This window comes from Arthrobacter saudimassiliensis, assembly GCF_059090665.1.
Window position 1 is genome coordinate 257,433 of sequence record NZ_JBNHFX010000001.1, and the last position, 25,230, is coordinate 282,662.

17 protein-coding genes and 1 pseudogene are annotated in these 25,230 nt (G+C 72.1%); 7 read left to right on the plus strand and 11 right to left on the minus strand.

The window, feature by feature from the left end; genetic code table 11:
- Positions 1-8 precede the first annotated feature (8 nt).
- From AC5RV6_RS01140 to AC5RV6_RS01150, 3 genes are read right to left on the minus strand one after another with little or no spacing between them, the layout of a single operon-like run.
- Positions 9-3,428, minus strand: a complete 3,420-nt coding sequence (locus AC5RV6_RS01140; protein ID WP_494005450.1) for an ATP-dependent helicase — start codon at positions 3,426-3,428, stop codon at positions 9-11.
- Positions 3,425-6,718 carry an ATP-dependent helicase gene (locus AC5RV6_RS01145; RefSeq protein ID WP_494005451.1) on the minus strand — a complete coding sequence of 1,098 codons (3,294 nt, stop codon included), beginning with the start codon at positions 6,716-6,718 and terminating at the stop codon, positions 3,425-3,427. The genes AC5RV6_RS01140 and AC5RV6_RS01145 overlap by 4 nt, the downstream gene beginning before the upstream one ends.
- Positions 6,719-6,752: 34 nt before the next feature.
- Positions 6,753-7,217: an MGMT family protein gene (locus AC5RV6_RS01150; RefSeq protein ID WP_494005452.1), complete on the minus strand. Its 465-nt coding sequence runs from the start codon at positions 7,215-7,217 to the stop codon at positions 6,753-6,755.
- Between the two features lie 62 nt (positions 7,218-7,279).
- On the opposite strand from AC5RV6_RS01150, the gene AC5RV6_RS01155 reads away from it, so the two are divergent.
- The 7 genes and pseudogenes from AC5RV6_RS01155 to AC5RV6_RS01185 all read left to right on the plus strand — a co-directional run bounded on the left by AC5RV6_RS01155 (position 7,280) and on the right by AC5RV6_RS01185 (position 16,384).
- The gene (locus tag AC5RV6_RS01155) at positions 7,280-7,981 is read left to right on the plus strand and encodes a 3'-5' exonuclease (RefSeq protein ID WP_494005453.1); all 702 of its coding nucleotides are present in this window, start codon (positions 7,280-7,282) and stop codon (positions 7,979-7,981) included.
- Positions 7,982-8,381: 400 nt separating this feature from the next.
- Positions 8,382-9,794 (plus strand): hemolysin family protein, encoded by a 1,413-nt coding sequence (locus AC5RV6_RS01160; RefSeq protein WP_494005454.1) that lies wholly within the window; start codon positions 8,382-8,384, stop codon positions 9,792-9,794.
- Positions 9,791-10,837, plus strand: a complete 1,047-nt coding sequence (locus AC5RV6_RS01165; RefSeq protein WP_494005455.1) for a hemolysin family protein — start codon at positions 9,791-9,793, stop codon at positions 10,835-10,837. The genes AC5RV6_RS01160 and AC5RV6_RS01165 overlap by 4 nt, the downstream gene beginning before the upstream one ends.
- Positions 10,838-11,210: 373 nt before the next feature.
- Positions 11,211-12,191 carry a methionine ABC transporter ATP-binding protein gene (locus AC5RV6_RS01170; protein WP_494005456.1) on the plus strand — a complete coding sequence of 327 codons (981 nt, stop codon included), beginning with the start codon at positions 11,211-11,213 and terminating at the stop codon, positions 12,189-12,191.
- Positions 12,188-12,865: pseudogene (locus AC5RV6_RS01175) on the plus strand (methionine ABC transporter permease); the annotation flags it as partial. The gene AC5RV6_RS01170 and the pseudogene AC5RV6_RS01175, both read left to right, overlap by 4 nt.
- A 250-nt stretch (positions 12,866-13,115) precedes the next feature.
- The gene (locus tag AC5RV6_RS01180; protein WP_494005457.1) at positions 13,116-13,955 is read left to right on the plus strand and encodes a MetQ/NlpA family ABC transporter substrate-binding protein; all 840 of its coding nucleotides are present in this window, start codon (positions 13,116-13,118) and stop codon (positions 13,953-13,955) included.
- 212 nt (positions 13,956-14,167) lie between these two features.
- A complete protein-coding gene (locus AC5RV6_RS01185; RefSeq protein WP_494005458.1) occupies positions 14,168-16,384 on the plus strand; it encodes a catalase in 2,217 nt (738 codons plus the stop codon).
- Between the two features lie 93 nt (positions 16,385-16,477).
- Here the strand turns inward: AC5RV6_RS01185 and hemL are convergent, their stop codons facing one another.
- From hemL to hemE, 8 genes are all read right to left on the minus strand, one after another.
- Positions 16,478-17,785, minus strand: a complete 1,308-nt coding sequence (gene hemL / locus AC5RV6_RS01190) for a glutamate-1-semialdehyde 2,1-aminomutase (RefSeq protein ID WP_494005459.1) — start codon at positions 17,783-17,785, stop codon at positions 16,478-16,480.
- A complete protein-coding gene (hemB, locus tag AC5RV6_RS01195) occupies positions 17,786-18,769 on the minus strand; it encodes a porphobilinogen synthase (protein ID WP_494005460.1) in 984 nt (327 codons plus the stop codon).
- Positions 18,766-19,677, minus strand: a complete 912-nt coding sequence (locus AC5RV6_RS01200; protein ID WP_494005461.1) for a uroporphyrinogen-III synthase — start codon at positions 19,675-19,677, stop codon at positions 18,766-18,768. The genes hemB and AC5RV6_RS01200 overlap by 4 nt, the downstream gene beginning before the upstream one ends.
- 21 nt (positions 19,678-19,698) lie before the next feature.
- On the minus strand, positions 19,699-20,652 hold the full coding sequence (gene hemC, locus AC5RV6_RS01205) for a hydroxymethylbilane synthase (protein WP_494005462.1): 954 nt from the start codon (positions 20,650-20,652) through the stop codon (positions 19,699-19,701).
- A complete protein-coding gene (locus AC5RV6_RS01210) occupies positions 20,652-21,836 on the minus strand; it encodes a ferrochelatase (protein WP_494005463.1) in 1,185 nt (394 codons plus the stop codon). The genes hemC and AC5RV6_RS01210 overlap by 1 nt, the downstream gene beginning before the upstream one ends.
- On the minus strand, positions 21,833-22,534 hold the full coding sequence (gene hemQ / locus AC5RV6_RS01215; protein ID WP_494005464.1) for a hydrogen peroxide-dependent heme synthase: 702 nt from the start codon (positions 22,532-22,534) through the stop codon (positions 21,833-21,835). The genes AC5RV6_RS01210 and hemQ overlap by 4 nt, the downstream gene beginning before the upstream one ends.
- 75 nt (positions 22,535-22,609) lie before the next feature.
- A complete protein-coding gene (hemG, locus tag AC5RV6_RS01220; RefSeq protein ID WP_494005465.1) occupies positions 22,610-24,142 on the minus strand; it encodes a protoporphyrinogen oxidase in 1,533 nt (510 codons plus the stop codon).
- The gene (gene hemE, locus AC5RV6_RS01225) at positions 24,143-25,204 is read right to left on the minus strand and encodes a uroporphyrinogen decarboxylase (RefSeq protein WP_494005466.1); all 1,062 of its coding nucleotides are present in this window, start codon (positions 25,202-25,204) and stop codon (positions 24,143-24,145) included.
- Positions 25,205-25,230 lie beyond the last annotated feature (26 nt).

Sequence of the window (25,230 nt, forward strand, 5' to 3'; positions counted from 1 at the left end):
GCGCAGGGTCAGCGGGCGGCCGCGTCGAGGATGATCTTCTCCAGCTCGGCCTCGCCCAGCAGGTTGTGCGGGCGTACCAGCTTATCCGCGGCCACGAAGTAGAACGCAGCCCGCACGTCCTTCAGCGGCACGCCCTGCAGCCGGGACCAGGCCAGCCGGTAGACGGCCAGCTGGACCGCCCGGACCTCCAGCGCCCTGCCCGAGGGCGGCGCCCCCGTCTTCCAGTCGATGAGGTCCCAGCTGCCGTCGGCGTCACGGAACACCGCATCGATCCGGCCGCGCACGACGACGGACTGCACCCGGGTTTCAACGGGCACCTCCACAAAGGCGGGCTCGCGCTGCGCCCACGACGAGGCCTGGAAGGTGGCGACCATCTGTTCGAGGTCATAGGCCTCGTCGACGTAGGCATCCGCCGCGCCCGGATGCTCGTCAATGTCGAGCATCCCCGCCCGGCCGAAGAACTCCTCGACCCAGGCATGGAAGGCCGTGCCCTTGCGGGCGGCGATGCCCGGCGCCCTGGGCACCGGCCGGCGCAGCTGCCGGGTCACGGCCTCCGGATCCTCGCGCAGGTCGACCAGCATGGAGGCCGAGATGTGTTCGGGCAGCTGCACGGAGACCACCGACTCCGGCGGCCGGTGGCGGGCCAGGACGAGTTCGACCTCGCGGCTCCAGCGGCCTGCTTCCGCTACGGCCGCACCGGAGTCCGCCGGCGCCGCCTGCTCCTGCGCTGCGGCAAGGACTGCTGCGGCGGCCTGCTCCATCGGCGCCCGCCGCCCGCCCAGCGGGTCGATGGGCCACACGGCGGTCTCGGGCCGCGTGGCGGCGGGGTTCGCATCGCCTTCCTCTCCCACGGGAGTCCAGGACAGGACCCGATAGCCGTTCTCGCCGTCGGCGGCCAGACCGTGCAGCGCCTCCAGGTAGTCGGACGGTCCGGTCGGTTTGGACCGTCCGCCGCCCCATGCGCTGGCGGTGCAGATCAGCAGATGCCGGGCCCGGGTGAACGCCACGTACGCCAGCCGCCGTTCCTCCCGCTCGGCGTGCCCGCGGGCATCGTCGGCGAACAGCTTTTCGCACTCCAGCCAGGTCTTCTGGTCCTCCTGATCCCACTCCCACTGCGGCAGGTCGGGGGCGTCGCCGCGCAGGTGCCACGGGATCGCCGCGTGCCCGGAACTCCAGCGGGAGTCCTTGTCGCTGGGGAACTGGCCCAGGTTCAGGCCCGGCACGGCCACCACGTCCCACTCCAAGCCCTTCGACGCGTGCACGGTGAGGAGCTGGACGGTTTCCCGGCTGGCTTCCAGCTGCGTGACCGGAAGGCCGTTTTCCTCTTCGTTGGCCGCCTCCAGCCAGGCGAGGAACGCCACCAGGTCCACCCGGTCCGCGGACGCGCTGAAGTTCGCGGCGGCGTCGGCAAAGGCGTCGAGGTTCCGCCGGGCTTCATGGACGTTCACGCCGGGCTTGGCGGCCACTTCAATGTCGAGCAGGATCCGCCGTTCGACCTCGCCGATCAGCGTGATGAGGTCCTCGCCCACGAAGGTGCGCAGGGCCCGCAGTTCGTCCCGCAGTCTCGCCAGGCGGCGCAGCCCCTCCTCGGAGACCGAGCGGCCGGCGTTGGAGACCCACTCGGCCCGGGGCAGGGAGTCCACGGCCTCGACCAGGCTGCCGGCCTCGGCCATGTCCGCCTCCAGCACATCCGCTTCGCCCGGCTCGTCGGGAACGTGGACATCGGCGGCTTCACGGATGGTCGCGGCGCGTTCCCGCACCCGCACCAGGTGGCGTGACCAGTCGGCCAGGGCCATCAGGTCCGCCGGCCCGATCCGCCAGCGCGACCCGGCCAGGATACGCAGCATGGAGTCCGAGCGGCCGGGATCGCCCAGCACGCGCAGCACGGCCAGCAGTTCAACCACCTCGGGGGTCGAGAGCAGCCCGCCCAGTCCCACCACCTGCACGGGCACGCCGCGTGCCTCAAGTTCCTTCTGGAAGGCGGTGAACTGGCGCCGGCTGCGGCAGAGCACGGCCACGGTGGGCATTTCTCCGGCGTCGAAACGCCCGCGGGTGCGCACCCGCGCGATCATGTCCGCGACCTCCTCGGCTTCGCCGGCGATCCGCGGGGCGTCCGGCCCCTCGCCGTCGGTAAAGCTGGTCTCGCTCAGGTACCGGGCCAGCAGCACTTCGCCCACCCCGGCACGCTCATTCTTCGCCAGCGGCGGCACCGGCGGCAGCCGCTGCACGCGCAGCCACGGGGCCTTGGCGTTCAGCGGGGCGGCCACGGCATTGGCGGCGGCGAGGATGGAGGTGTCGTTCCGCCAGGCGGTGGTCAGGGTGGCCACCGGAGCCAGCGACCGGTCGCCGTCGGCCGCCACCACCGGGAACTTCTCCCGGAACGTGCCCAGCTGGCCGGCGGACGCGCCGCGGAACCCGTAGATGGACTGGTGCGGGTCGCCGACGGCGGTCACCGCCCGGCCGTCGCCGAACAGCTGGGAGAAGAGCACCATCTGGGCGTGCGAGGTGTCCTGGAACTCGTCCAGCAGCACCACCCGGTACTTGGCGCGCTCCATCTGCACGGCTTCCGGAATGCTGCCGGCGATCCGCGCGGCGAGCTCCACCAGGTCGCCGAAGTCCAGTTGCCGGCGGTCCGCCTTGGCCTGCTGGTAGGCCTCCACCAGCTCGGTGACCGTGATGCGGGTGCGCAGCCGGTCCAGCATCTTCTTCACCGCCGCGGTGGGCGCCTTGGTCTTGCCCGACTGGTACGGCAGCGCCGCCGCACAGGAGAGGTGCTCCTGCAGCTGGGCGCGGACCTCCGCCGGGGAGACCAGGTGCTCGGAGCACTCCGAGGCCATCTGCAGCACGGCGCTGACCAGGGTGGACTTGGCCGCGATGAAATGCTCGTACTCGCCCGCATAGGCCTCCACGACCTGGCTGGCCAGCTGCCATGACTGCGCGCCGCCGAGCATCACCGAGTCCCGCTCGACACCGATGCGCAGCCCGTAATCACCCACGATGCCGTTGGCGTAGGAGTGGTAGGTGGAGACCGTCGGCTCCATCCGCGCCTCGGCGTCGGCCGAGCCCGGGTCGATGCCGGCCTCGGCGTCCTGGTACCGGTACAGCAGCGCCAGCCGCTGTCGGATGCGGGTGGCCAGCTCCCCCGCCGCCTTGCGGGTAAAGGTCACGCCGAGGATCTGCTCGGGCGCGACCAGCCCGTTGGCCACCAGCCAGACCACGCGGTCCGCCATCGTCTTGGTCTTGCCGGACCCGGCGCCGGCGATGACCAGCAGCGGCTCCAGCGGCGCCTCGATCACCCGGACCTGTTCCGGAGTGGGATACAGGACCTTCTCCCCCGGGTCGGCCAGCAGCTCGGCCAGCCGGTGGGCGGAGTAGCGGATGCCTTCCCCGGTGCCGGAGCCGGCGACGTCGGCCAGGGAGACGCTCATTCGGTGACCTGCTTTCCTTCGGGGCAGAGCGGGCAGATTTCGGGCAGCCGGCAGCCGTGGCCGCCGTAGCCGCCGCCGGCCTCGTGCCGGGTTTCGAACTCGGCGGCGGACATCAGGCCCGCGGCCTGCTCGATCATCTCCCGCGCCCAGCCGGCGTCGGGCGCCAGGGCCGGCTGCTCCTGCACGGCGACCTTGACGGCATCGGTGCCCAGCTGGACCAGGGCTGCGCCGCCGGGCGTCCCGGGTGCTCCGCCGTCGTCGTCGAGGGCGCCTTCGCGGACGGCTTCCTGGTAGGCGGCGAGCTGGGGATGCTGCTCAAGGTCCTTCTTCGACGGGGCGGATTTGCCGGTCTTGAGGTCCACGATGTAGAGCCGGCCCTGGCTGTCGCGTTCGAGCCGGTCGATCTGCCCGCGCAGCAGGGCGGTCCGCTCAACGCCGTCCAGCAGCACCGGCAGGGCAACTTCGAAGTCCTTTTCGACGTCGACGAGGGAGCGGCCCTCCTGCCGCATCGAGATGACGTAGGTCGCCAGTTTCCGGACCATCCGTTCGGCGCGCTCCAGGTCCTTGCGGCCCTCCCAGTTGTCCTTCATGCCCAGCGAGGGCCAGCGGCGCTGCAGCTCCGCTGCGTACTCGCTGCCCGTGGCGTCGGGCATCTCCTGGGCCAGCTGGTGGACGAGCGTGCCCAGCGAGCGGGCGAAATCGGTGGCGGCCTCGCCGCCGGCCGCGGAGACGAACCAGCTCAGGGGGGACTTCAGCACCGCGTCCACCTTGGACGGCGAGACCGGAATGACCGCGTCCGGCGGAATCACGGGGGCGCGGGTGGACAGGTCGGCCAGCCCCCACCAGGAGTCCGGATGGGCTCCGGGAACCGGCCAGGGGTGGTTCAGCATGGTGCCCAGATGGCTGAGTGCCTCCGCGGCGGCGCCGGGATCGGCCTCCGGCTGCTGGGCTGCGGCGCGCAGCTCGGCGACCAGTGAGCGCAGCGTCAGCGGGCGGACCACCTCGGTCCGGGGCCGTTTCTTCGCCTGCGCCGGCAGCGGATCGACGAGGTCCAGGAACTGGGAGGGCTGCTCGTCCTCCGACTCCACCGCGGTGCAGATCAGTTCCTCGCCGGCACGGGAAATGGCGGTGGAGAAGCTGCGCAGCTCATCGTGCCGGATGGCGTGCATCAGGGACACCGGGCTGCGGTGCCTGCGGAAGTCGTCGCCGTGCTCCACGGCGGAGACCAGGTCTCCGCTGCCCAGCAGCTCGCCGCGCAGCCGCAGGTTGGGCCAGACCCCCTCCTGGATGCCGGCCACGATCACCACCGGCCACTGGCGCCCGGCGGCGCTGGCCGGTGTCAGCAGTTCAACGGCCTCGCGCCGCTGCGCCCGCGCGGCCAGGGTGTCCATTGGCAGCTCGGAGCTGGTCAGGTAGTCGAGGAACTGCGCGGGCGTGGAACCGGGCAGCTGGTCGACGTACCGTTCGGCGGTCTGGAACAGGGCCATCATCGCGTCCAGGTCGCGGTCGGCGCGCGAACCGTTGGCGCCGCCTTCCAGGGCCAGCTCCGCCCACCGCCTGGACAGGCCCGAGGTGGACCACAGGGCCCAGAGCACGGTTTCGGCGGTGGCGCCGGGCTGTTCGGCGGCGCGCCGCCCGGCCTGCAGCATGGCTCCGATGCGCTGGGCGGAGCGGGCCTCCCAGGTCAGGCCGGCCAGTGCGAGGCCGCTGTCGGAGCCGGGCTCGAGCAGGGCCTCCACCAGCAGCGCGTCGCTGGCGCGCCCGCCGCCGGCACGCCGCTCCTCGCGGCGCAGGGACTGGCGCAGCCGGCGCAGCTCCAGCGGGCTTGCTCCGCCGATCCGGCTGGTCAGCAGCGAGACGGCGGCTTCGGGGGTCAGCGTCCCGGGATCCAGGACGACGGCGAAGGCTTCCAGCAGGGGCCGCACGGCGGCTTCGTCGCGCACCGCCTTCTCGGCCACGGGGATGGTGGCTTCGATGCCCTGCGAGGCGAGGTAGCGCTGCAGCCGGGACAGCTGCCCGCCGGTGCGCACGATCACGGCGATGTCCGCCAGGGACCGGCCGTCCAGCAGCTGCGCCTGCAGGATGCGCTGGGCGATGTAGCGCTGTTCGTGCATGGGCGAGTCCACCACGTGGGCGGCGGCCCGTCGCCCGCCGCCATCTGCCGGGGGTGCCCCGGCTGCGTCCGTTCCCCCGGCCTCGTCGGCGCTGTCCACGGGCGGGACGGTGTCGGCGAGCAGCCGGTAGGAGGGCAGCTTGCCGGCGACGGCGATGCGCGCGGCCGTGCGCTGCCAGGCCTCAGCCACCGTGCCCTTGAGCCGGTGCGAGGTGTGCAGGACCAGGGTCTGCGGCTCGGCGCCCAGGGTGTGGGAGAGCCGGCCGACCAGGTCGGGCCGGGCGCCGCGGAAGCCCTGCACCACGGTATCGGGGCAGGCGGTCAGCACGGCGTCGGAGGCAGCGCCGCCGCCTCCCCCCACCAGCTCGGCCAGCAGGTCGTGGATCGCGGGGTTGGCCTCCTGCAGATCATCGACCAGGATCAGCTGCAGCCGGGCCCGTTCGGCGGCCAGGAACTCCGGGTCCTGCTGCAGGATCTGCAGGGCGCTGGTGATGATGCCGGCCGGGTCGAAGGCCTCGGGCATGCGGATATCGAGCACGTCGCGGTACTCGGCGTAAAGCGCCGCGGCGGCCGTCCAGTCCGGCCGCCCGTGGCGCCGTCCGTGCTCGGCCAGTTCCTCCGGGCTCAGGCCGAGCTCGATCACCCGGTCGAAAAGCTGCCGGATCTCCTGGCGGAAGCCGCGGGTCGGCAGGGCCAGTTCCAGGGATTCGGGCCAGGGCAGCTGCGGTACGCCGTGCTGCCCGTGCCCCTCCAGCAGCTCCTTGATGATGACGTCCTGCTCGGCGCCGGACAGCAGGCGGGGCGGGCGCTGGATATGCGGCAGGCGCCCCTCGGCCTTGGCCCGGCGGATGAGGTCGAAGGCGTAGGAGGCCCAGGTGCGGGCCGGGGAGGTGCTCAGGGTGCCCTGCAGGCGTGCGGAGAGCGCGTCGCGGAGGGCGGCCGCGGCGAGCCTGGACGGTGACAGCAGCAGCACACCTGCGGGGTCCAGGCCGTCCCGCCCGATCCGGCGGACCGCGGTTTCCACGAGCACCGTGGACTTGCCCGTGCCGGGCGCGCCGAGGACCAGCACCGGGCCGCTGCCGGTGGGCAGCTCCGCCACGGCCGCCTGGTCGGGGCTCAGCTGCACGTCGACGGCGCGGGCGGTGTCCGGGGGAACCAGCCGAAGTTCAACGCTCATGCGGATACTCCATCACGGGGTACTGACATTTCCTTCATCGCCTCGGGCCAGGCCTGCTGTCGACGGCGCCCGTTCCGGTCTTCGGGTCCGGCCCGGTCCCTTCGTCGCCGCCGAAGCCGCTGTCACCGCCGCCGTCTCCGGCGGCCTGCCGGGCGAGCCGGGCGATCCGGGCCCACTCCGCGTCGTCCGGCTGCCAGCGGGCGGCATCCATCCGCACGCGGCAGTTCGCTGCATCATCCCCGCCGCGGTACAGCGGCGTGCCCTCGGCGAGATAATGCTCCCCCGCCCTTCCTTCATGGCAGCGCGGCGGCTGCCCGGAGGCGCGGAGCACCCGCCACCACGGCACGGAGGACCCGGACCCGTAGCGGGAGAACACGGCGCCGATCTGGCGGGGGCCGCCGACGCCGAGCAGCTCCGCAAGGTCTCCGTAGGCGAGGACCCGCCCCGGCGGAATCAGGCGGGCCAGGGCCAGCACCGCCTCCACGTACTCCGTCCGCATGCTTCCAGCCTAGCCGCGCAAAAATCACGGAATGTCGGTGCGGGCCGGTAGTTTGGGGAATCATGAACACCAGCTGGCACACCCTTCCCCGAGCCGCCTTCGATCTGGAAACGACCGGGCGGGATCCGCAGACCGCGCACATCGTCACCGCGTCGGTGGTCCTGGTCAACGCCCGGAACGAAGTGCTGCAGCAGCACGAATGGCTGGCCGCGCCGGACGTGGAGATTCCCGCCGAGGCCACCGCCATCCACGGCATCAGCACCGAACAGGCACGGGCCGAGGGACAGGCGCCCGGCGCGGTCGCGGCGGAACTCGCCGCTGTGCTCTCCGGGCTGTTCGAGGCCGGAATCCCCGTCCTGGCGTTCAACGCCTGCTATGACTTCACCGTGCTGGACCGCGAATGCGACCGGCACGGGCTGCAGGCTCCCGAGCCCATGCCGGTGATCGACCCCTATGTCATGGACAAGCAGGCGGACCGCTACCGCCGCGGCAAGCGCACGCTGACCGCGTTGTGCGCCCATTACGGGGTGGAGCTGGAACACGCGCATACCTCCGCTGCTGACGTCATGGCGACCCTGGGGGTCGCCGCCGTGCTCGCTGAGCGGTTCGAGGAACTGCGCCTGCCCGCCCCGGAGCTGCACCGCGCGCAGGTGGCCTGGTGCGCCGGGCAGGCGGAGAGCTTCCAGGAGTACCTGCGCCGCCGGGATCCGGAGGCCGTGGTGGACGGCAGCTGGCCGCTGCGTTCGGCCCCGCAGCCGGCCTGAGCCCGCCCCGGAGCTGCACCGCGCGCAGGTGGCCTGGTGCGCCGGGCAGGCGGAGAGCTTCCAGGAGTACCTGCGCCGCCGGGATCCGGAGGCCGTGGTGGACGGCAGCTGGCCGCTGCGTTCGGCCCCGCAGCCGGCCTGAGCCCGCTCCGGTGCCGCAGCAGAGTTTCCCGAAAAAATCCTGAAAAAAACCTGAAAACGGCGTTCAGCCAGCGCCGGTAGGCTCCCAGCTGCCGGTATCACCGACCTTTGGAGAGTGCAGAACCTCAATGGGCCGATCGACCAAGACAACCGGGTCGTCCAGCGACCCGGGCCATAGTCCGAGTTTTCCCGACCCCCCGACCCCGTTCCGAGCCGCCAGGCCCGGGCACCCCCTGAACCGGAAGGGGGTGCGGCCCTGATGCTCGAAGCGGTCCTGCTCCTCCTTCTCGGCATCCTTGTCATCCTTGCCATCATTGCCGCCAACGGCTACTTCGTCGCGCAGGAATTCGCGTACATGTCCGTGGACCGCGTGCGCCTGGCGGCCCGCGCCGAGGCGGGCGACGCCGCGGCGCAGCGGGCGTTGAAAGTCACCCGCCGGACCTCGTTCATGCTTTCGGGCGCCCAGCTGGGCATTACGGTCACCGGCCTGCTGGTCGGATACGTGGCCGAGCCGCTCGTGGGCCAGTCCCTCGGCGTGCTCCTCGGCGGCGCGGGCGTTCCCGCCGCGGTGGGGATTTCCGTGGGCACCGTCCTGGCACTGGTGCTGGCCACGGTCATCCAGATGATCTTCGGGGAGCTCTATCCCAAGAACCTGGCCATCGCCAACCCGGAGCCGCTCGCCGTCGGGCTCGCCCGCTCCACCACCATCTACCTGACCGTGTTCGGGTGGCTGATCACCGTCTTCGACCAGGCCGCGAACGCGCTGCTGCGGCTGTTCCGGATCCAGCCGGTGCACGACGTCGACACCACCGCGAACGCCAAGGACCTGGAACGCATCGTGGCCGACTCCCGCGAGAGCGGGGACCTGCCCGAGGATCTGTCCGTGCTCATTGACCGGGTGCTGGACTTCCCCGAGCAGGATGTCGAGCACGCGATGATCCCGCGCAGCCGGGTGGGGACGGTGACGCCGTCGACCACCATCGGCGAGGTCCGGGCCCTGATGGCCGCAGCGCACACCCGTTATCCCGTCGTCTCCCCCACGGAGGAGCCGCTGGGCATCGTCCAGCTGGCGGACCTGCTCGAAAGCCGGGAGCCCGACGACGCCCCGGTCTCCGCCATCATGCGCCCCCCGCTGGTGGTGCCCACCCTGATGACCCTGCCCGACGCCCTGACCCGCCTGGTCCGGTCCCGGAACCAGCTGGCCTGCGTGATCGACGAGTACGGCGGCTTCACCGGCGTGCTCACCCTCGAAGACCTGGCCGAGGAGCTGGTCGGCGAGCTGACCGATGAGCACGACGACGCGCCGCCACCCACCATCGAGGCCGAGAATCGCCGTTCCTGGCGCATGGGCGGAGAGGTCCACGTCGACGAAGTGGAACGGGAGATCGCCCATGCCCTGCCCGCCGGTGACTACGAGACCATCTCCGGCCTGGTGATCGCCGCCCACGGCGCACTGCCCGCCGCCGGCGAAACCGTGGTGGTGCCGCTGCCCGATGACCCGCGCGAACTGGCCTTGGAACGTCAGGTCAGCCGTGCCCTGCATATCGAGGTCCTGGAGCTGGCCCGCCATGTTCCGAGCGAACTGCGGGTCCGGCTGGTGGAGGATCCGGCGGATCCTGAGGCCCTGACGGAGCGCAGCAGCCTCGAGAAGGCACCGGAGGAGACCCGATGAGCAATCCCTGGATCGTCACCGCCGTCACGACGGCGCTGATCGCGCTCAGCGCCTTCTTCGTCATCGTTGAGTTCGCCCTGCTCGGTGCCCGCAGCCACCGGCTGGAAGCCGAAGCCGCCACCAAGCGTTCGGCCCGGGCCGCGCTGAAGGGCATCAACGAACTGACGCTGATGCTCGCCGGCGCGCAGCTGGGCATCACCGCCTGCACCTTCGCCCTCGGCGCCGTCACCAAGCCGGCGGTGGACGCCTGGCTCGGGCCGGTGTTCCTCTCCTGGGGCCTGCCGGACCAGGCGGCCGGCGGCGCCGCGTTCGCGCTGTCGCTGCTGTTCGTCACCTTCCTGCACCTGGTGATCGGCGAAATGGCCCCGAAGTCCTGGGCCATCGCCTTCCCGGAGAGGTCCGCAAAGCTGATCGGGGTGCCCGCGCGGATGTTCATCTGGCTGGTACGCCCCCTCCTGAGCTGGATCAACGCGATCGCCAACCGCCTGGTGGCCGCCAGCGGCGTCACACCCGTGGAACGGGCCGCCGTCGGCGGTCAGGACGCCGACACCATCCGCCACCTGGTGGAGCACTCGGCCGCCGTCGGCGCCTTGGACGCGTCCTACCGGAGCCAGCTCTCCGGAGTGCTGGAGCTGGAGAAGCTCTCCGTCCGGTCGTTGATTCCCGACGGCGCCGTGCCCACCGCGGTGCCGGAGGACGCCACCGTAGCCGATGTCCAGGACGCCGCCCGGCGCTCGCGCCACATGCGCATTCTCGTCACCGACGGCTCCGGCGGTGAGCCCGGAGTGCTCCACGTGCGTGACACGCTGCTGGAGCCGAAGGACCGACCGGTCCGCGAGCTCCGCCGCCCCGCCTTCGTGCTGGAGGCCGATACTCCGGTCTATGAGGCGCTGGCCCGGATCCGCAGCGCCAGCGAACAGCTGGCCGCCGTGATGGACGAAGGCCGGTTCATCGGGGTCGTCACCCTGGCGGACGTGCTGCGCCGCGTGCTTCCCGCCGATCCGGACTCCAACCGGCACAGCCCCGCAGCGGCCCGTTCCTGACGGACCCGCCGGACGCCGACGGCACGGGAGGCCAGCCTCCCGTGCCGTCGGCGTCCGCGGCTCCCTGCCCGGCCGCGCGGCTCCACGCCGCCGCCGGTTCCTCGCCCGTGCCGGCTCCACCGCTCTCCTCCCCCGGAACCCGGCATGCCGCCATACCCTCCGCGACGCCGCAGCGCAAGCATGTTACGCCGGATTCCGTGCCGCGGCTGGACGCATGCGATACTTGACCGAGTGTTCGGCGCTGATGGCGCCCCAGGCGCGCGTCTGCGCGCGTCTCGTGCCACGCGATTGGCAGACACCCTCTGAACGGCCGGCGCCGCGCGCCTTTTCGGCCGCATTCGTGCTGCGGCAACTCGTAGACCCTGAGGACCCCATGATCACAGTTAGAGACCTGCGCAAGGTCTACCGGCAGGGCGCCCGCGACGTCGTCGCCCTGGACGGCGTCAGCCTGTCGGTGCCCAAGGGCTCCATCCACGGCATCATCGGCCATTCCGGGGCCGGCAAGTCCACCCTGGTGCGCTGCCTCACCCTGCTGGACCGGCCGACGTCGGGCTCGGTGTCCATCGACGGACGGGACCTGGCCGCCGTCCGCGAGGCCGAGGTCCGCACTGCCCGGCGGCGCATCGGCATGGTCTTCCAGCACGCCAACCTGATGGATTCCCGCACCACCGCGGCCAACGTGGCCCACCCGCTGGAGCTCGCCGGCTGGAAAAAGGCGCAGATCCAGCCGCGGGTCGCCGAGCTGCTGCGCCTGGTGGGCCTGGAGGACTTCGCCGGGGCCTACCCGGCCCAGCTCTCCGGCGGCCAGCGCCAGCGCGTGGGCATAGCCCGCGCCCTTGCCGCGGACCCCGACGTGCTGCTCTGCGACGAGCCCACCTCGGCCCTGGATCCCCGGACCACCGATGACATCCTGGACCTGATTTCGGACCTGACCCGCCGGCTGCAGCTGACCGTCCTGATCATCACCCACGAGATGAACGTGGTGAAGCGGATCTGCGATTCGGTCTCCCTGCTGGAGGGCGGCCGGGTCGTGGAGCACGGCGCGCTGCACGAAGTCGCAGCCGACCCCGCCGGCACCCTGGCCAAGGCGCTGGTGCCGCTGCCGCCCACTCCGGTGGACGGCGGCGGGCCGGTCCTGGAGCTGCTGCTGGCCGGAGACAGCGCCGGCGAGCCGGTGCTCTCCGGCCTGACCCGCCGCTTCGACACCGATGTGAACGTCCTCGCCGGGAGCATCGAGACCCTGGCCGGACGGCGGTTCGGGCGGATGCGGATCCAGCTGGACGGGCATACCGACATTGACACCGTCGTCGACTACCTGGGCAGCCAGGGCGTGGCCGTGGAGGTGGCCGCATGAGCTTCTTCGAGGAACTGGCCGCCAACCGCGGCGTCACCGAAGCCCTTCCGACAGCCGTCCTGGAGACGCTGCAGATGGTCGGCCTGTCCGGGCTCGCCACGCTGCTCATCGGCCTGCCGCTGGGCGTCTTCCTGCACACCAGCGCACCCGGCGGGCTGCGGCCGCTGCGTATCACCAACCGGATCGTGTCCGACATCATCGTGAACATCACCCGGTCGGTGCCGTTCGCCATCCTCATGGTGACGCTGATTCCGCTGGCCCGGTTCATCACCGGAACCTCCATCGGCCCGGTGGCGGCGTCGGTGTCCCTGAGCATCGCCACCATTCCGTTCTTCGCCCGCCTGGTGGAGACCTCGCTGCGCGACGTCGCCGGCGGCAAGATCGACGCCGCGCTGGTCATGGGCTCCACCAAGATGCAGGTGGTCCGCAAGGTCCTGCTCCCGGAGGCCATGCCCGGCCTGGTCGCCGCGCTGACCACCACGCTGGTGACCCTGGTCGGCTACTCCGCGATGGCCGGCATCATCGGCGGCGGCGGGCTGGGCCGGCTGGCCTACAACTACGGCGTGCAGCGCTTCGACAGCACCGTGATGATCGTGACCATCGTCGTCATCGTCGCCATTGTGCAGATCATCCAGCTCCTCGGCGACTTCGCCGCCCGCCGCGTGGACCACCGGTCCGCCGCGGGCAGCCGGCGACGGCGCCGCACCCTGACCGCTCCGGCCGAGCCGGCCGCCGTCCCCACCCCCGCTGCGGACGCCGCCAAGGGCAGCGCGCACCCCGACGACGCCCGGGTCTGACCAAGATTTCCGGCCGCCGCCGGAGGCCGCGTGCCTCCGGCGGCGGGCCGGCCTGCAGCCAGTAGCCGCTAGCTGCACATCATCCGTGTCCCGTCCGGACCCGGATCGCCTGAAAGGAACGCATCCGATGCGTAAGACATTCACCTTCGCCGCTGCTGCGGCGGCCACGGCTTTGGCGCTGACGGCTTGCGGAGGCTCTTCGGCCTCCTCCAGCGCCGTGGAAAGCCTGGACCCCGCGAACCCTGCGACGCTGACCGTGGGCGCCAGCCCGCAGCCGCACGCCCGCATCCTGGAGTTCGTGGACGAGAACCTCGCGGCCGACGCCGGCCTCGACCTGGAGATCAAGGAGTTCGACGACTACACGACGCCGAACATCGCCCTCGAGGACGGTTCGATCGACGCCAACTACTTCCAGCACCTGCCCTACCTCGAGGCGCAGATGCAGGACCAGGGCTACACGTTCGAACACGGTGAGGGCGTGCACATCGAGCCCTACGCCGCCTTCTCGGACAAGCACGACGACATCTCAAAGATCGGCGAGGGCGCCCGCGTGGCGATCACCAACGATCCCTCCAACCAGGCCCGCGCGCTGATGCTCCTCGAGGAGGCCGGCCTGCTGCAGGACGTCTCCGACGACGCCTCGGTGCTGGACCTGACCGACGAGCAGAACCCGAAGAACCTGGAGTTCGTGGAGAACCAGGCCGAGCTGCTGGTCAACGACCTTTCGGACCCGACGGTGGACCTGGCCATCATCAACGGCAACTACATCCTGCAGGCCGGCCTCAAGACCGAGGACGCGCTGATGGTGGAGTCGGTCGACGGGAACCCCTACGCCAACTTCCTGGTCTGGAACGAGGGCGGGGCGGACGCCCGCGTGGAGAAGCTCGAGGAGCTGCTGCACTCGGACGAGGTCCGGAACTTCATCACGGAGCAGTGGCCCAACGGTGACGTGAGCCCGGCCTTCTAGGCCCCCGACGGCGGCCGCGACAGCACGGCCCCGGCACCACGAAGGGCGTCCCCCGGTTGCTCCGGAGGGACGCCCTTCGTGGTGCCGCGCCGCTTCCGGGCTTCCAGGACCGGGCACGCCGCCCAACCAACATTCAGTACCCTTACTATTTTCCGGATAGGCTGGTGGAAGGGCTGCCGCAACCGCAGCCCGGCGACGAAAGGGAGGCCCTCATGAGCCCTGACAGTGCATCCGCCAACGACCTGCCCATCCCCGGCGGGCCCGCTCCCCAGGCCCCTGGCGTGGCGGAGCCCACCGAACCCCGTGAACCGCTGCCGCCCAAGCCGGACCAGGACGGCCCCGAGACGGTGTCGGCCACCGGCGTGCCGACCGGTGCCCCCAAGACCTCCAACGCGCAGTCCGGCCGCTACCTCACCACGGCGCAGGGCGCCCGGCTGCGGGACACGGACCATTCGCTGAAGGCCGGCCCCCGGGGACCGGTGCTGCTGCAGGATCACCACCTGCGGGAGAAGATCACACACTTCGACCACGAGCGCATCCCGGAGCGTGTGGTCCATGCCCGCGGGGCCGCCGCGCACGGCGTTTTCACATCGAACGGCGCCGCGGAGGGCATCACCCGCGCCGGGTTCCTGGCGCGGGGCGTGGAAACGCCTGTTTTCGTCCGGTTTTCGACCGTCCTGGGCTCGCGCGGTTCCGCCGACACCGTGCGGGACACCCGCGGCTTCAGCACGAAGTTCTACACCGATGAGGGCAACTACGACCTGGTCGGCAACAACATTCCTGTCTTCTTCATCCAGGACGCCATCAAGTTCCCCGATGTGATCCACGCCGGCAAGCCGCACCCGGACCGGGAGATCCCCCAGGCGCAAAGCGCCCACGACACGTTCTGGGACTTCGTGTCCCTGCACACCGAAGCCCAGCACCATGCCATCTGGAACATGTCCGACCGCGGCATTCCCCGCTCCTACCGGACCATGGAGGGCTTCGGCGTCCACACCTTCCGCCTCGTCAACGCCGCTGGCGAAACCTCGCTCGTGAAGTTCCACTGGAAGCCGCGGCTGGGCGTGCACTCGCTGGTGTGGGAGGAAGCCCAGATGATCGGCGGCATGGACCCCGACTTCCACCGCCGGGACCTGGCCGACGCCATCGAGGCCGGCGCCTTCCCGCAGTGGGACCTCGGCGTCCAGGTCTTCCCGGACACCGAGGATGAGATGTTCGAAGGGATCGACCTGCTCGATCCGACCAAGATCGTGCCGGAGGAGCTGGCACCGGTTCAGATCATCGGCACCATGACGCTGCACCGAAATCCGACCAACTTCTTCGCGGAGACCGAGCAGGTCGCGTTCCATCCGGGCCACCTGGTGCCGGGCATCGACGTGACCAACGACCCGCTGCTGCAGGGCCGTCTCTTCTCTTACATCGATACCCAGCTCACCCGGCTGGGCGGGCCCAATTTCGCCCAGATCCCGATCAACCGGCCCCACGCGCCCGTGAACGACATGTTCCGGGACGGCTTCCACCAGGACGCGGTGCACAGCGGCGTGGCGCCATATCAACCCAATTCCCTGGACGGCGGCTGCCCGTTCAGGGCCGGCGCTGACGCAGGCGCGTTCATCGACGTGCCGGCCCCCATCGCCGGATCGCGGAAGGTGCGGGAGAACCCGGCAACCTTCGACGACCACTACAGCCAGCCCCGGATGTTCTTCCGCTCCCTGACTCCGGTGGAGCAGGACCACGTGATCCAGGCGTACACCTTCGAGCTCGGCAAGTGCTACGAAGAGGACATTAAGGTCCGCCAGCTGCAGGCGCTGGCGAACATCGATGGGCGGCTCTGCGCCGAGGTGGCCGCCGGCCTCGGCCTGCCGGCTCCCGAGCCGACGGTGCAGGTCGAGGACCCCGCTCCAAGCCCGGCCCTGCGGCAGGTCGGGGAAGCCTGGCCCGTCGCCGGGCGGATCGTCGGCATCCTGGCCGATGACGCCACCGACCTGGCCGCGCTCGAGCAGGTGCGCGCCGCCGTCGACGCCGCTGGCATGGTCCCCCTGGTCGTTGCCCCCAAGGGCGGAAAGCTCGGCGGCCGGATCCCGGTGCAGCGGACCTACCTCACGGCCCGCTCCACCGAGTTCGACGCCGTCATCGTCGCAGGCGCGGGCGGCCCCGGCCCCGACGCCGTCGACAGCCTGGATGCGAAGGCCGGCAACCCGGCGGGCCACCCCTCACTCGACCCGCGGATTCCGCTGCTGCTCACCGAGGCGTTCCGGCATGCCAAGGCGCTGGCTGCCTGGGGCAGCGGAGCGGCAGTGCTGGCGGCCGCCGGCGTCGCCGAGGGCAGTGCCGGTGTCCTCATCGGAGAGCCGGAGCGGCTGGTGCCCGAGCTGGCCGGACTGCTGGCCACGCACCGGGTCTGGGATCGGTTCCCTGTCAGCGCCTGACGGTCCGCAGACGACGGCGGGGCCGGTGCAGGGGTTTTCCCCGCACCGGCCCCGCTGCCGTCCGGGCTCCGGGCGGCGATCTCCAGTGAGCGGCTAGGCCGTGGCCGCCGCGGCGGCCTTCGCGGCCGCGGGCAGGGCCGCGTAGATGCGTTCCATCGCGGCGTCGTCGTGCGCCGCGGAGAGGAACCAGGCCTCGAAGACCGACGGCGGCAGGTAGACGCCGGCGTCGAGCATGGCGTGGAAGAACGGCTTGTAGCGGAAGGCCTCCTGGGCCTGGGCCTGCTCGTAGTTGTGCACGCCGGCGGCGGAGGTGCCGAAGGCAACGGAGAACAGGTTCCCGGCACGCTGGATGCTGTGGTCCACGCCGGCTTTGTCCAGTTCGGCGGACACCGCGGCGGACAGCTCGGCGGAGCGGGCATCCACGTGTGCGTAGACCTCGGGCGTTGCGGCGGTCAGCGTCGCGACGCCGGCGGCCATGGCGATCGGGTTTCCCGACAGGGTGCCGGCCTGGTAGACGGGGCCAAGCGGCGCCAGGTAGTCCATGACCTCGGCCCGGCCGCCCAGGGCGGCGACCGGCATGCCGCCGCCGATGACCTTGCCGAAGGTGAACAGGTCCGGCGTCCAGCCCTCCTGCGCACCGGTGAGGCCCCAGTAACCGGCGGGGCCGGTGCGGAAGCCGGTGAGGACCTCGTCGAGGATCAGCAGCGCGCCGTGGGCGGTGGTGATCCGGGACAGTGCGGCGTTGAAGCCCTCCGCCGGGGTCACGACGCCCATGTTTGCAGGGGCCGCCTCGGTGATGACGGCGGCGATCCGCTCGCCGTGCTCGGCGAACGCGGCCTCGACGGCGGCGACGTCGTTGTACGGCAGCACCAGCGTCTCGGCCGCGGCCGCCTCCGTGACGCCGGCCGAGCCGGGCAGCGCGAGGGTGGCCAGGCCGGAACCGGCGGAGGCCAGCAGGGCGTCGAGGTGGCCGTGGTAGCAGCCGGCGAACTTGATGATCAGGTTGCGGCCGGTGAAGCCGCGGGCCAGGCGGACCGCGGTCATGGTCGCCTCGGTGCCGGTGGAGACCATGCGCAGGCGCTCGACGCCGGGCACCCGGTCCATCACGAGCCGGGCCAGCTGCGCCTCGGCCGGGGTGGAGGCGCCGAAGGACAGCCCGCGGTCCACCGCCTCGTGCACGGCGGCCAGCACGGCCGGGTGCGAGTGGCCCAGCAGCGCCGGGCCCCAGGAGCAGACCAGGTCCACGTACTCACGGCCGTCGGCATCGGTGATGTACGGGCCCTGCGCGGAGACCATGAAGCGCGGGGTCCCGCCGACCGAGCCGAAGGCGCGGACCGGGGAGTTCACGCCGCCGGGCATCAGGGCCCGGGCCGACTCGAACAGTTCTTCGGAGGTGCTCATTTACTTGCTTTCCTTCAGCCAGGTTGCCAGCTCAGTGGCCCAGTAGGTCAGAATCATGTTCGCGCCGGCCCGCTTGATGCCCAGCACGGACTCCTCGATGGCGCGGCGGCGGTCGATCCAGCCGTTCGCGGCGGCGGCCTCGATCATCGCGTACTCGCCGGAGATCTGGTAGGCGCCCACCGGCACCGGGGACATCGCGGCGACGTCGGCCAGGACGTCGAGGTAGCTCATGGCCGGCTTGACCATGACCATGTCGGCGCCCTCCTCGAGGTCCAGCTCGACCTCCAGGATCGCCTCGCGACGGTTCGCGGCGTCCATCTGGTAGGTGCGGCGGTCGCCCTTGAGCTGGGAGTCGACGGCCTCGCGGAACGGGCCGTAGAACGCGGAGGCGTACTTGGCCGCGTAGGCGAACAGCGAGACGTCCTGGAAGCCGGCCTCGTCCAGGGCCTGGCGGATGACGGCGATCTGGCCGTCCATCATGCCGGAGGGGCCGAGCACGTGCGCGCCGGCGCGGGCCTGCTCGACGGCCATCCGGCCGTAGATCTCCAGGGTGGTGTCGTTGTCGACGACGCCGTTGTCGTCGAGCACGCCGCAGTGCCCGTGGTCGGTGAACTCGTCGAGGCAGACATCGCTCATCACCACGAGGTCGTCGCCGACCTCCCCGCGGACGGCGGCGATGCCGCGGTTGAGGATGCCGTTCGGGTCGGTGCCGGCGCTGCCGACGGCGTCGCGTTCGGCGGGAATGCCGAAGAGCATGATGCCGCCCACGCCCAGCTCGGCGGCCTCGGCCGCGGCCCGCTTCAGGGAGTCCATGGTGTGCTGGACGACGCCGGGCATCGAGGTCAGCGGGTTGGGCTCGGTGAGGCCCTCACGGACAAATGCGGGCAGGATCAGCTCGGCCGGGTCCAGCCGGTACTCTGCGGTCAGCCGCCGCATGGCGGGGGTGGTGCGCAGCCGGCGGGGACGGTGCTGGGGGAAGCTCATGAAAGCGGTTTCTGCCTTCCGATATCGGGGGAACTGGTGGATGGTGCGGGTGGCGCGTCCATGGACATAGCGGCGGAGAGGGCCTCGGCTATTCCCGCGGGTGTCGGTTCGGCCGCCACGGCGTCGGCGGGCCGGCCCAGGGCGGCGAGCTCGCCGGCCGTGCTGTCTCCGATGGCCGCCAGCAGCAGGTCCGGGGGCAGCGGGGCGCAGCGGGCCAGGAAGCGGCGGGCGGTGCTGGGCGAGCTGAGCACGACGGCGCGGGCACCTCCGTCGGCGGGTTCGGCCGCCAGCTGCTCCGGGGCGTCCAGCGGTGCGGGCGGGGCAGCGGCGGCTTCCTCCAGCGCCTCCTCCCCCGCCGGCCAGTCCACGGTGTCATACGCGCTGACCCGGTCCACGGCGCAGCCTCGGGCCAGCAGGCCCTCGTACAGGGCCGGGCGGGCGATCGAGGACTGTGGCAGCAGCACCGCGGCGCCGTCTGCGGGCCATTCCGCCAGCAGCCCGACGGCGGACTGCAGCCGGGGCACCAGATGCACCGGAACGCCGCGGGCAGCCAGCGCGGCCCGGGTCCCCTCGCCGACGGCGGCCACGCGTGCCGTTCCGACGACGGCGCGCAGGCCGGCGTCGCGGACGGCCGGAACGCGCTCCAGTGACAGCACGGTGGTGACGCTGGTGAAGACGACCCAGGTGTATCCGCCGCGCGCCAGCCGGTCGACGGCGGCGTGGAGGGCCGCGGGGTCTGCCACCGGCCGGAACCCGATCAGCGGCATCAGCCGCACCTCGGCGCCGGCGGCCTCGAGGGCGGTGACGGCTGCAGCGGCCCGGTCGGGGCTCCTGCCCAGCCAGACCCGGAGCCCGGCCAGCGGCCGGGTTCCGGGTCCGGGGCCGGTGCGGGGATCCGGTCCGGGCATGTCAGCGCCTCCGCGCCGGCTTCAAGCCGGCAGGTCCGTCAGCTCGGCGGCGCCGGCGGCCAGCAGGTCTTCGGCCAGCCGGATGCCCAGGGCGCGGGCGCCGTCTTCGTCGATGCGGGCCGTGGAGGCATGGCGGCGCATCACCCGGGAGCCGTCGTCGCTGCAGACCACGGCCTCCAGGGTCAGGCCGTGGTCGCCCAGCTGCGCGAGCGCCCCGATGGGGGCGGTGCAGCCGGCCTCGAGCCGGTTCAGCAGGGACCGTTCGGCGGTGACGGCGAGCCGGGTGGCCTCGTCGTCGTAGCTGGCCAGGGCCCGGCTGAGCCGGCCTTCCGCGGCGTCGGCCTCCCGGCTCTCCACGGCGAGGGCGCCCTGCCCGGGCGCCGGCAGCATGACGGCGGGGTCGATGTACTCGGTGACGACGCCGAGCCGGCCGAGCCGGGCCAGGCCCGCCGCCGCCAGGATGACGGCGTCCAGGTCGCCCGGGCCGCCCTCGACGAGCCCGCGGACCCGGCCCAGGCGGGTGTCCACGTTGCCGCGGATGTCCACCACCTCCAGGTCGGGGCGGGCGGCGCGCAGCTGGGCGGCGCGGCGCGGGGAGCCGGTGCCGACCTTCGCGCCGGCGGGCAGCTGGGCCAGGGTCAGCCTGTCCCGGGCGCACAGCACGTCGCGGACGTCCACGCGCGGCGGCACCGCGGCCACGGTGAGGCCGTCGGCGTCGGCGGTGGGCAGGTCCTTCAGGGAATGGACGGCAACGTCGCAGTCGCCGCGCAGCAGCGCGTCGCGCAGTGCGGCGACGAACACGCCGGTGCCGCCGATCTGGGACAGCGCGGCCCGGTTCACGTCGCCCTCGGTGCGGACCCGCACCAGCTCCACGTCGAAGCCGCCGAGGTCGGCGAGGGCTTCAGCCACGGTGGTGGTCTGCGTGACCGCCAGGGCGCTGCCGCGGGTGCCGACCAGCACGGGCGAATGTGCCACTAGCCTGCTCCCACGGTGGAGTCCTTGCCGGCGATGGTCGGCTTTTCGCCGCGCCGGTTCACGCAGCAGCCCGCCGGGCAGACGTCGTACCAGGGGCCCAGCTTGGTGACGGCCGGGCGGTCCGCGATGTTGTTCGCCTCGGTGCGTTCGCAGATCAGGTCCACGAGCCCGGTGACGAACGTGTCGTGGATGCCGGGGGTGGGCGTGCGGTCCGCGGCCAGGCCCAGCTCCGCGCAGGTGGCCAGGGCCTCGGTGTCGAGGTCCCAGATCACCTCCATGTGGTCGCTGATGAAGCCCAGCGGCACGATGACGGTGCCCTTGATGCCGCGGCCGGGCAGCTCCGCCAGCGCGTCGTTGATGTCCGGTTCGAGCCAGGGGATGTGCGGGGCGCCGGAGCGGGACTGGTAGACCAGCTGCCAGGGCAGGTCCCTGGCCTCGGGAACGCGGTCCATGATGGCCTGGGCGTTGGCCAGGTGCTGCGCGACGTAGGCGCTGCCGCCCTCGAAGTCGACGCCGCGGGGGCCGGAGGCCTCGGCGTCGCCGGTGGGAATGGAGTGGGTCGCGAAGAGCACCTCGATCGGAGCGTCCGCCTCGCCCCGCGCGGCCAGCTGTTCGCGGACCTTGCGCAGGCTCTCGCCCAGGCCCTCGACGAACGGCTCCACGAAGCCGGGGTGGTCGAAGTACTGGCGTACCTTGTCCAGTTCCAGCTTGCCGTCCAGGCCGGTCTCCATCAGGGCCATGCCCAGGTCCTCGCGGTACTGGCGGCAGCTGGAGTAGGAGGAGTAGACGCTGGTGGTCAGGGTCAGGATCCGGCGGTGGCCGGCGTCGTAGGCCTCCTGCAGCACGTCCTTGATGTACGGCGCCCAGTTGCGGTTGCCCCAGAGGACCGGAAGGTCGATGCCGCGGCGCTCCAGTTCCGCTTCGAGGGCGGCCTTGAGCGCACGGTTCTGCGCGTTGATCGGGCTGATGCCGCCGTTGGCGCGGTAGTGGGTGGCCACCTCCTCCAGGCGCTCGTCGGGGATGCCGCGCCCGTGGGTGACGTTGCGGAGGAACGGGATGACGTCCTCCTGCCCCTCGGGGCCGCCGAAGGAGGCCAGCAGGACGGCGTCGTACGGCTTGGGGGCCATCCGGCCGTCGGCCTTGGCCGCCTCCAGGATGGCCTGGGATTCGGTGTCACGTGTCATTTCAGCACCTCGGCAACTTCGGCCGCGGCGATCCGCCGGCCGGTGTAGAAGGGAATTTCCTCGCGGACGTGGTTGCGGGCCTCGGTGGTGCGCAGGTGGCGCATCAGGTCCACCAAGTCCACCAGCTCGGGAGCCTCCAGGCCCAGGATCCATTCCCAGTCCCCCAGGGCGAAGGAGGCGACGGTGTTGGAAAGCACCTGCGGGAAGTCGCGGCCCAGCAGCCCGTGGTCGCGGAGCATCTTGCCGCGCTCCTCGGCGGGAAGGATGTACCACTCGTAGGAGCGGACGAAGGGGTAGACGCACAGCCAGTCGCTGGCGGGCACGCCGCGGCTGAAGGCGGGGCTGTGGCTCTTGGCGAACTCGGCCTGGCGGTGCACGCCCATGGCGGACCAGGCGATTTCGGTTCCGCTGAACAGGGTGCTGCGGCGGATCCGGCGGATGGCCTCCTGCAGGGCCTCCGGGCGGGGGCCGTGCACCCACACCATGACATCGGCGTCGGACCGCATTGCGGAGACGTCGTACAGGCCGCGCAGGGTGACCTGCCCGGCTTCGAGTTCGGCCGCCAGGGCATCGAACTCAGCGACCGCGCCCTCGGATGCGGGGGCGGGGACCGCCGACCGTTTGAAGACGGTCCACAGGGTGTAGAAGAGTTCCTCTTCCGCGGTCTCGGGGGTGCTCTGGCCCAGGGTCTCACTCATATCTAACAGTCTGCCGTTTCGTCGGGTTGAAAGTCGAAATACAGGTTTTCTACGTCCCGTAGAAGCTACTGGCCATCATATCGTGCCGGCCTGCCCCAGCAGCCCGGCGGCCCGGCGGCGGGTATCGGCGGTGACCGCGGCCAGGCCGGTGCCGGCCAGCCAGGCGCCCACCACCTCGAGGCCGGGAACCGCGCCGACGGCCTCGCGAACCGCCGCCACGCGGGACTTGTGGCCGACGGCGGCCGAGGGCAGCGCACCGGTCCAGCGCACCACGTCCCAGCCCAGCACGTCGTCGGCTCCGAGCGGCACCTGCAGCAGTGCGGACGCATCGGCCAGCGCCTGGGTAAACAGTTCGTCGTCCGGCAGGAAGGCGGCACGGTCCGCGGAGCCGGCCAGGTCGTCGGGCCCCAGCGCCCGCCCGTAGGACAGGCGCAGCACATGGGTGCCGGGTCCTGCCTCGTCGGCCAGCCACTGCCACTTTGCGGTGGCGTGCGTGAGGGCCTTGGCGGCGACCTGCTCCACCTCGCGGGCCACCAGCATCCCGGTGCCGCGGGGCGCGGCGTCGAGCGCGGGCTGGTCGAGGACCAGGGTCACCAGGGCGACGCCGGGCCCGGGGGCCGGGCGGGCGTCGTCGGGCAGGGCGGGCAGTCCCGGCAGCGGAGCCAGGAGGTCGACGGCGGTCGGCCCGTCGGTGGCGAGCACCACGGCATCCGCGCTCCAGCGGCGTCCTTCCGCTCCCACCTCCCAGGCCTGCTCCGTGCGGGCCAGGGAGTCGACGCGGACGCCGGTCTCCAGCACGGCCCCGGCGGAGCGCAGCTGTTCCTCCAGCGCCCGGCTGAGCCTGCCCATTCCCCCGCGCAGGGACGCGACGGTGGAGCCGGCGGGAGCGGCGCTGCGCAGCGATGCGGCGGCTGCGGCCAGGGAGCCCTCGCGGGCGAGGGCCTCGCGCAGCCCGGGCGCCACGGAGTCGACGTCGAGGACGTCGGGGTCTGCGGAGTACACCCCGGAGACCACCGGGGACACCAGCCGGCGCAGCACCTGCTCGCCCATCCGGCTGCGCACCAGCTCGCCCAGGCTCATGCCCGGCCTGCGGGCGGCGGCACCGGCGGGCAGCACCCGGTCCAGCGCGGCGCGCGCGGCGCCGGCCCGGCCGATGGCGCGGACGATTTCGGGGGCGGCGGGGTCGGCCGGGATGCCCACGATGCCGCCGGCGGGCATTGGCTGGGCGGCGGCGGCCAGGTCCTCGCCGGGCAGCTGGAGCCAGGCTCCCGCCGCGGCCGGCTGGACGATGTCCGCGGCGAGGCCGAGTTCCTCCAGCAGGGCGGCGACCGCGGGAGAACGGGTGGCGAAGGACTCCGCCCCGCTGTCCAGCTCGAGCCCGGCAACCCGGTGCGTGCCTACGCTTCCGCCGAAACGGGTTCCGGCTTCCAGCACGGTGACGGCCAGGCCGCCCAGGGCGAGGTCCCGGGCCGCCAGCAGCCCGGAGATGCCGCCGCCGACGACGACGGCGCGTCGGCGGCCGGCCGGGTCAGTGCCTTCGGGCACCGCCGTCCGGCCGGTGTCGGGGGCGCCGCCGTCCCGGGCCGGGCGCAGGGACCGTGGTGCCATTTACGGCTCCACCGAGTGGATGAGCTCCACCACGCGGGTGAGCACCTCCGGGTCTGTTTCCGGGGGAACGCCGTGGCCCAGGTTCACCACGTGTCCGGGGGCGGACTCCCCCGCCGCCAGGACCGCCCGGACATGGGCCTCCAGGACCTCCCAGGGGGCGCTGAGCAGTGCGGGGTCGATGTTGCCCTGCAGCGCCACCGAGTGCCCGAGCCGCCGGTCCGCCTCGTCAAGCGGCAGCCGGTAGTCCACGCCGACGACGTCCACGCCGACGTCGCGCATGGCCGGAAGCAGTTCGGAGGTTCCGGTGCCGAAATGCACCAGCGGCGCACCGAGTCCGCGTACGTGGTCCAGCGCCCGGGCCGAGGCGGGGGCGGCATGGGCGCGGTAGTCCGCTTCCGACAGGGACCCGGCCCAGGAGTCGAAGAGCTGCGCGGCGCTGGCGCCGGCCTCGACCTGGGCGCGCAGGAACCGTCCGGAGGCGTCGGCGGCCCATTCCGTCAGGGCACCCCAGGCCTCGGGGTCGGCGTGCATCATGGTCCGCGGGCCGAGGTGGTCCCGGGAGGGCCGGCCTTCTACCATGTAGGCGGCGAGGGTGAAGGGAGCGCCGGCGAAGCCGATCAGCGGGGTGCTGCCGAGTTCGTCGACGGTGAGCCGCACGGCCTCCCGGATCGGTTCGAGCGCGGCGTCGTCCAGTTCGGGCAGTGCCTGCACGTCGGCGAGGGTCCGCACCGGTGTGCCGAGCACCGGCCCGACGCCGGGCACGATGTCGACGTCGACGCCGGCCAGGCGGAGCGGAATCACGATGTCGGAGAAGAAGATCCCGGCGTCGACGTCGTGCCGCCGCACCGGCTGCAGGGTGATCTCGGCGGCCAGCTTGGGATCCAGGCAGGAATCCAGCATGGTAATGCCTTCGCGGACCCGCCGGTATTCCGGCAGCGACCGCCCGGCCTGGCGCATGAACCAGACGGGCCGGCGCGACGGGCGCCCGCCGCGGTAGGCGGTGATCAGGGGCGAATCGGCGGTTCGGCCATCCATGAGCGGATGAGTGGCGCTAAGAGTCATACTCCGATTCTCTCCAAATTTCACGC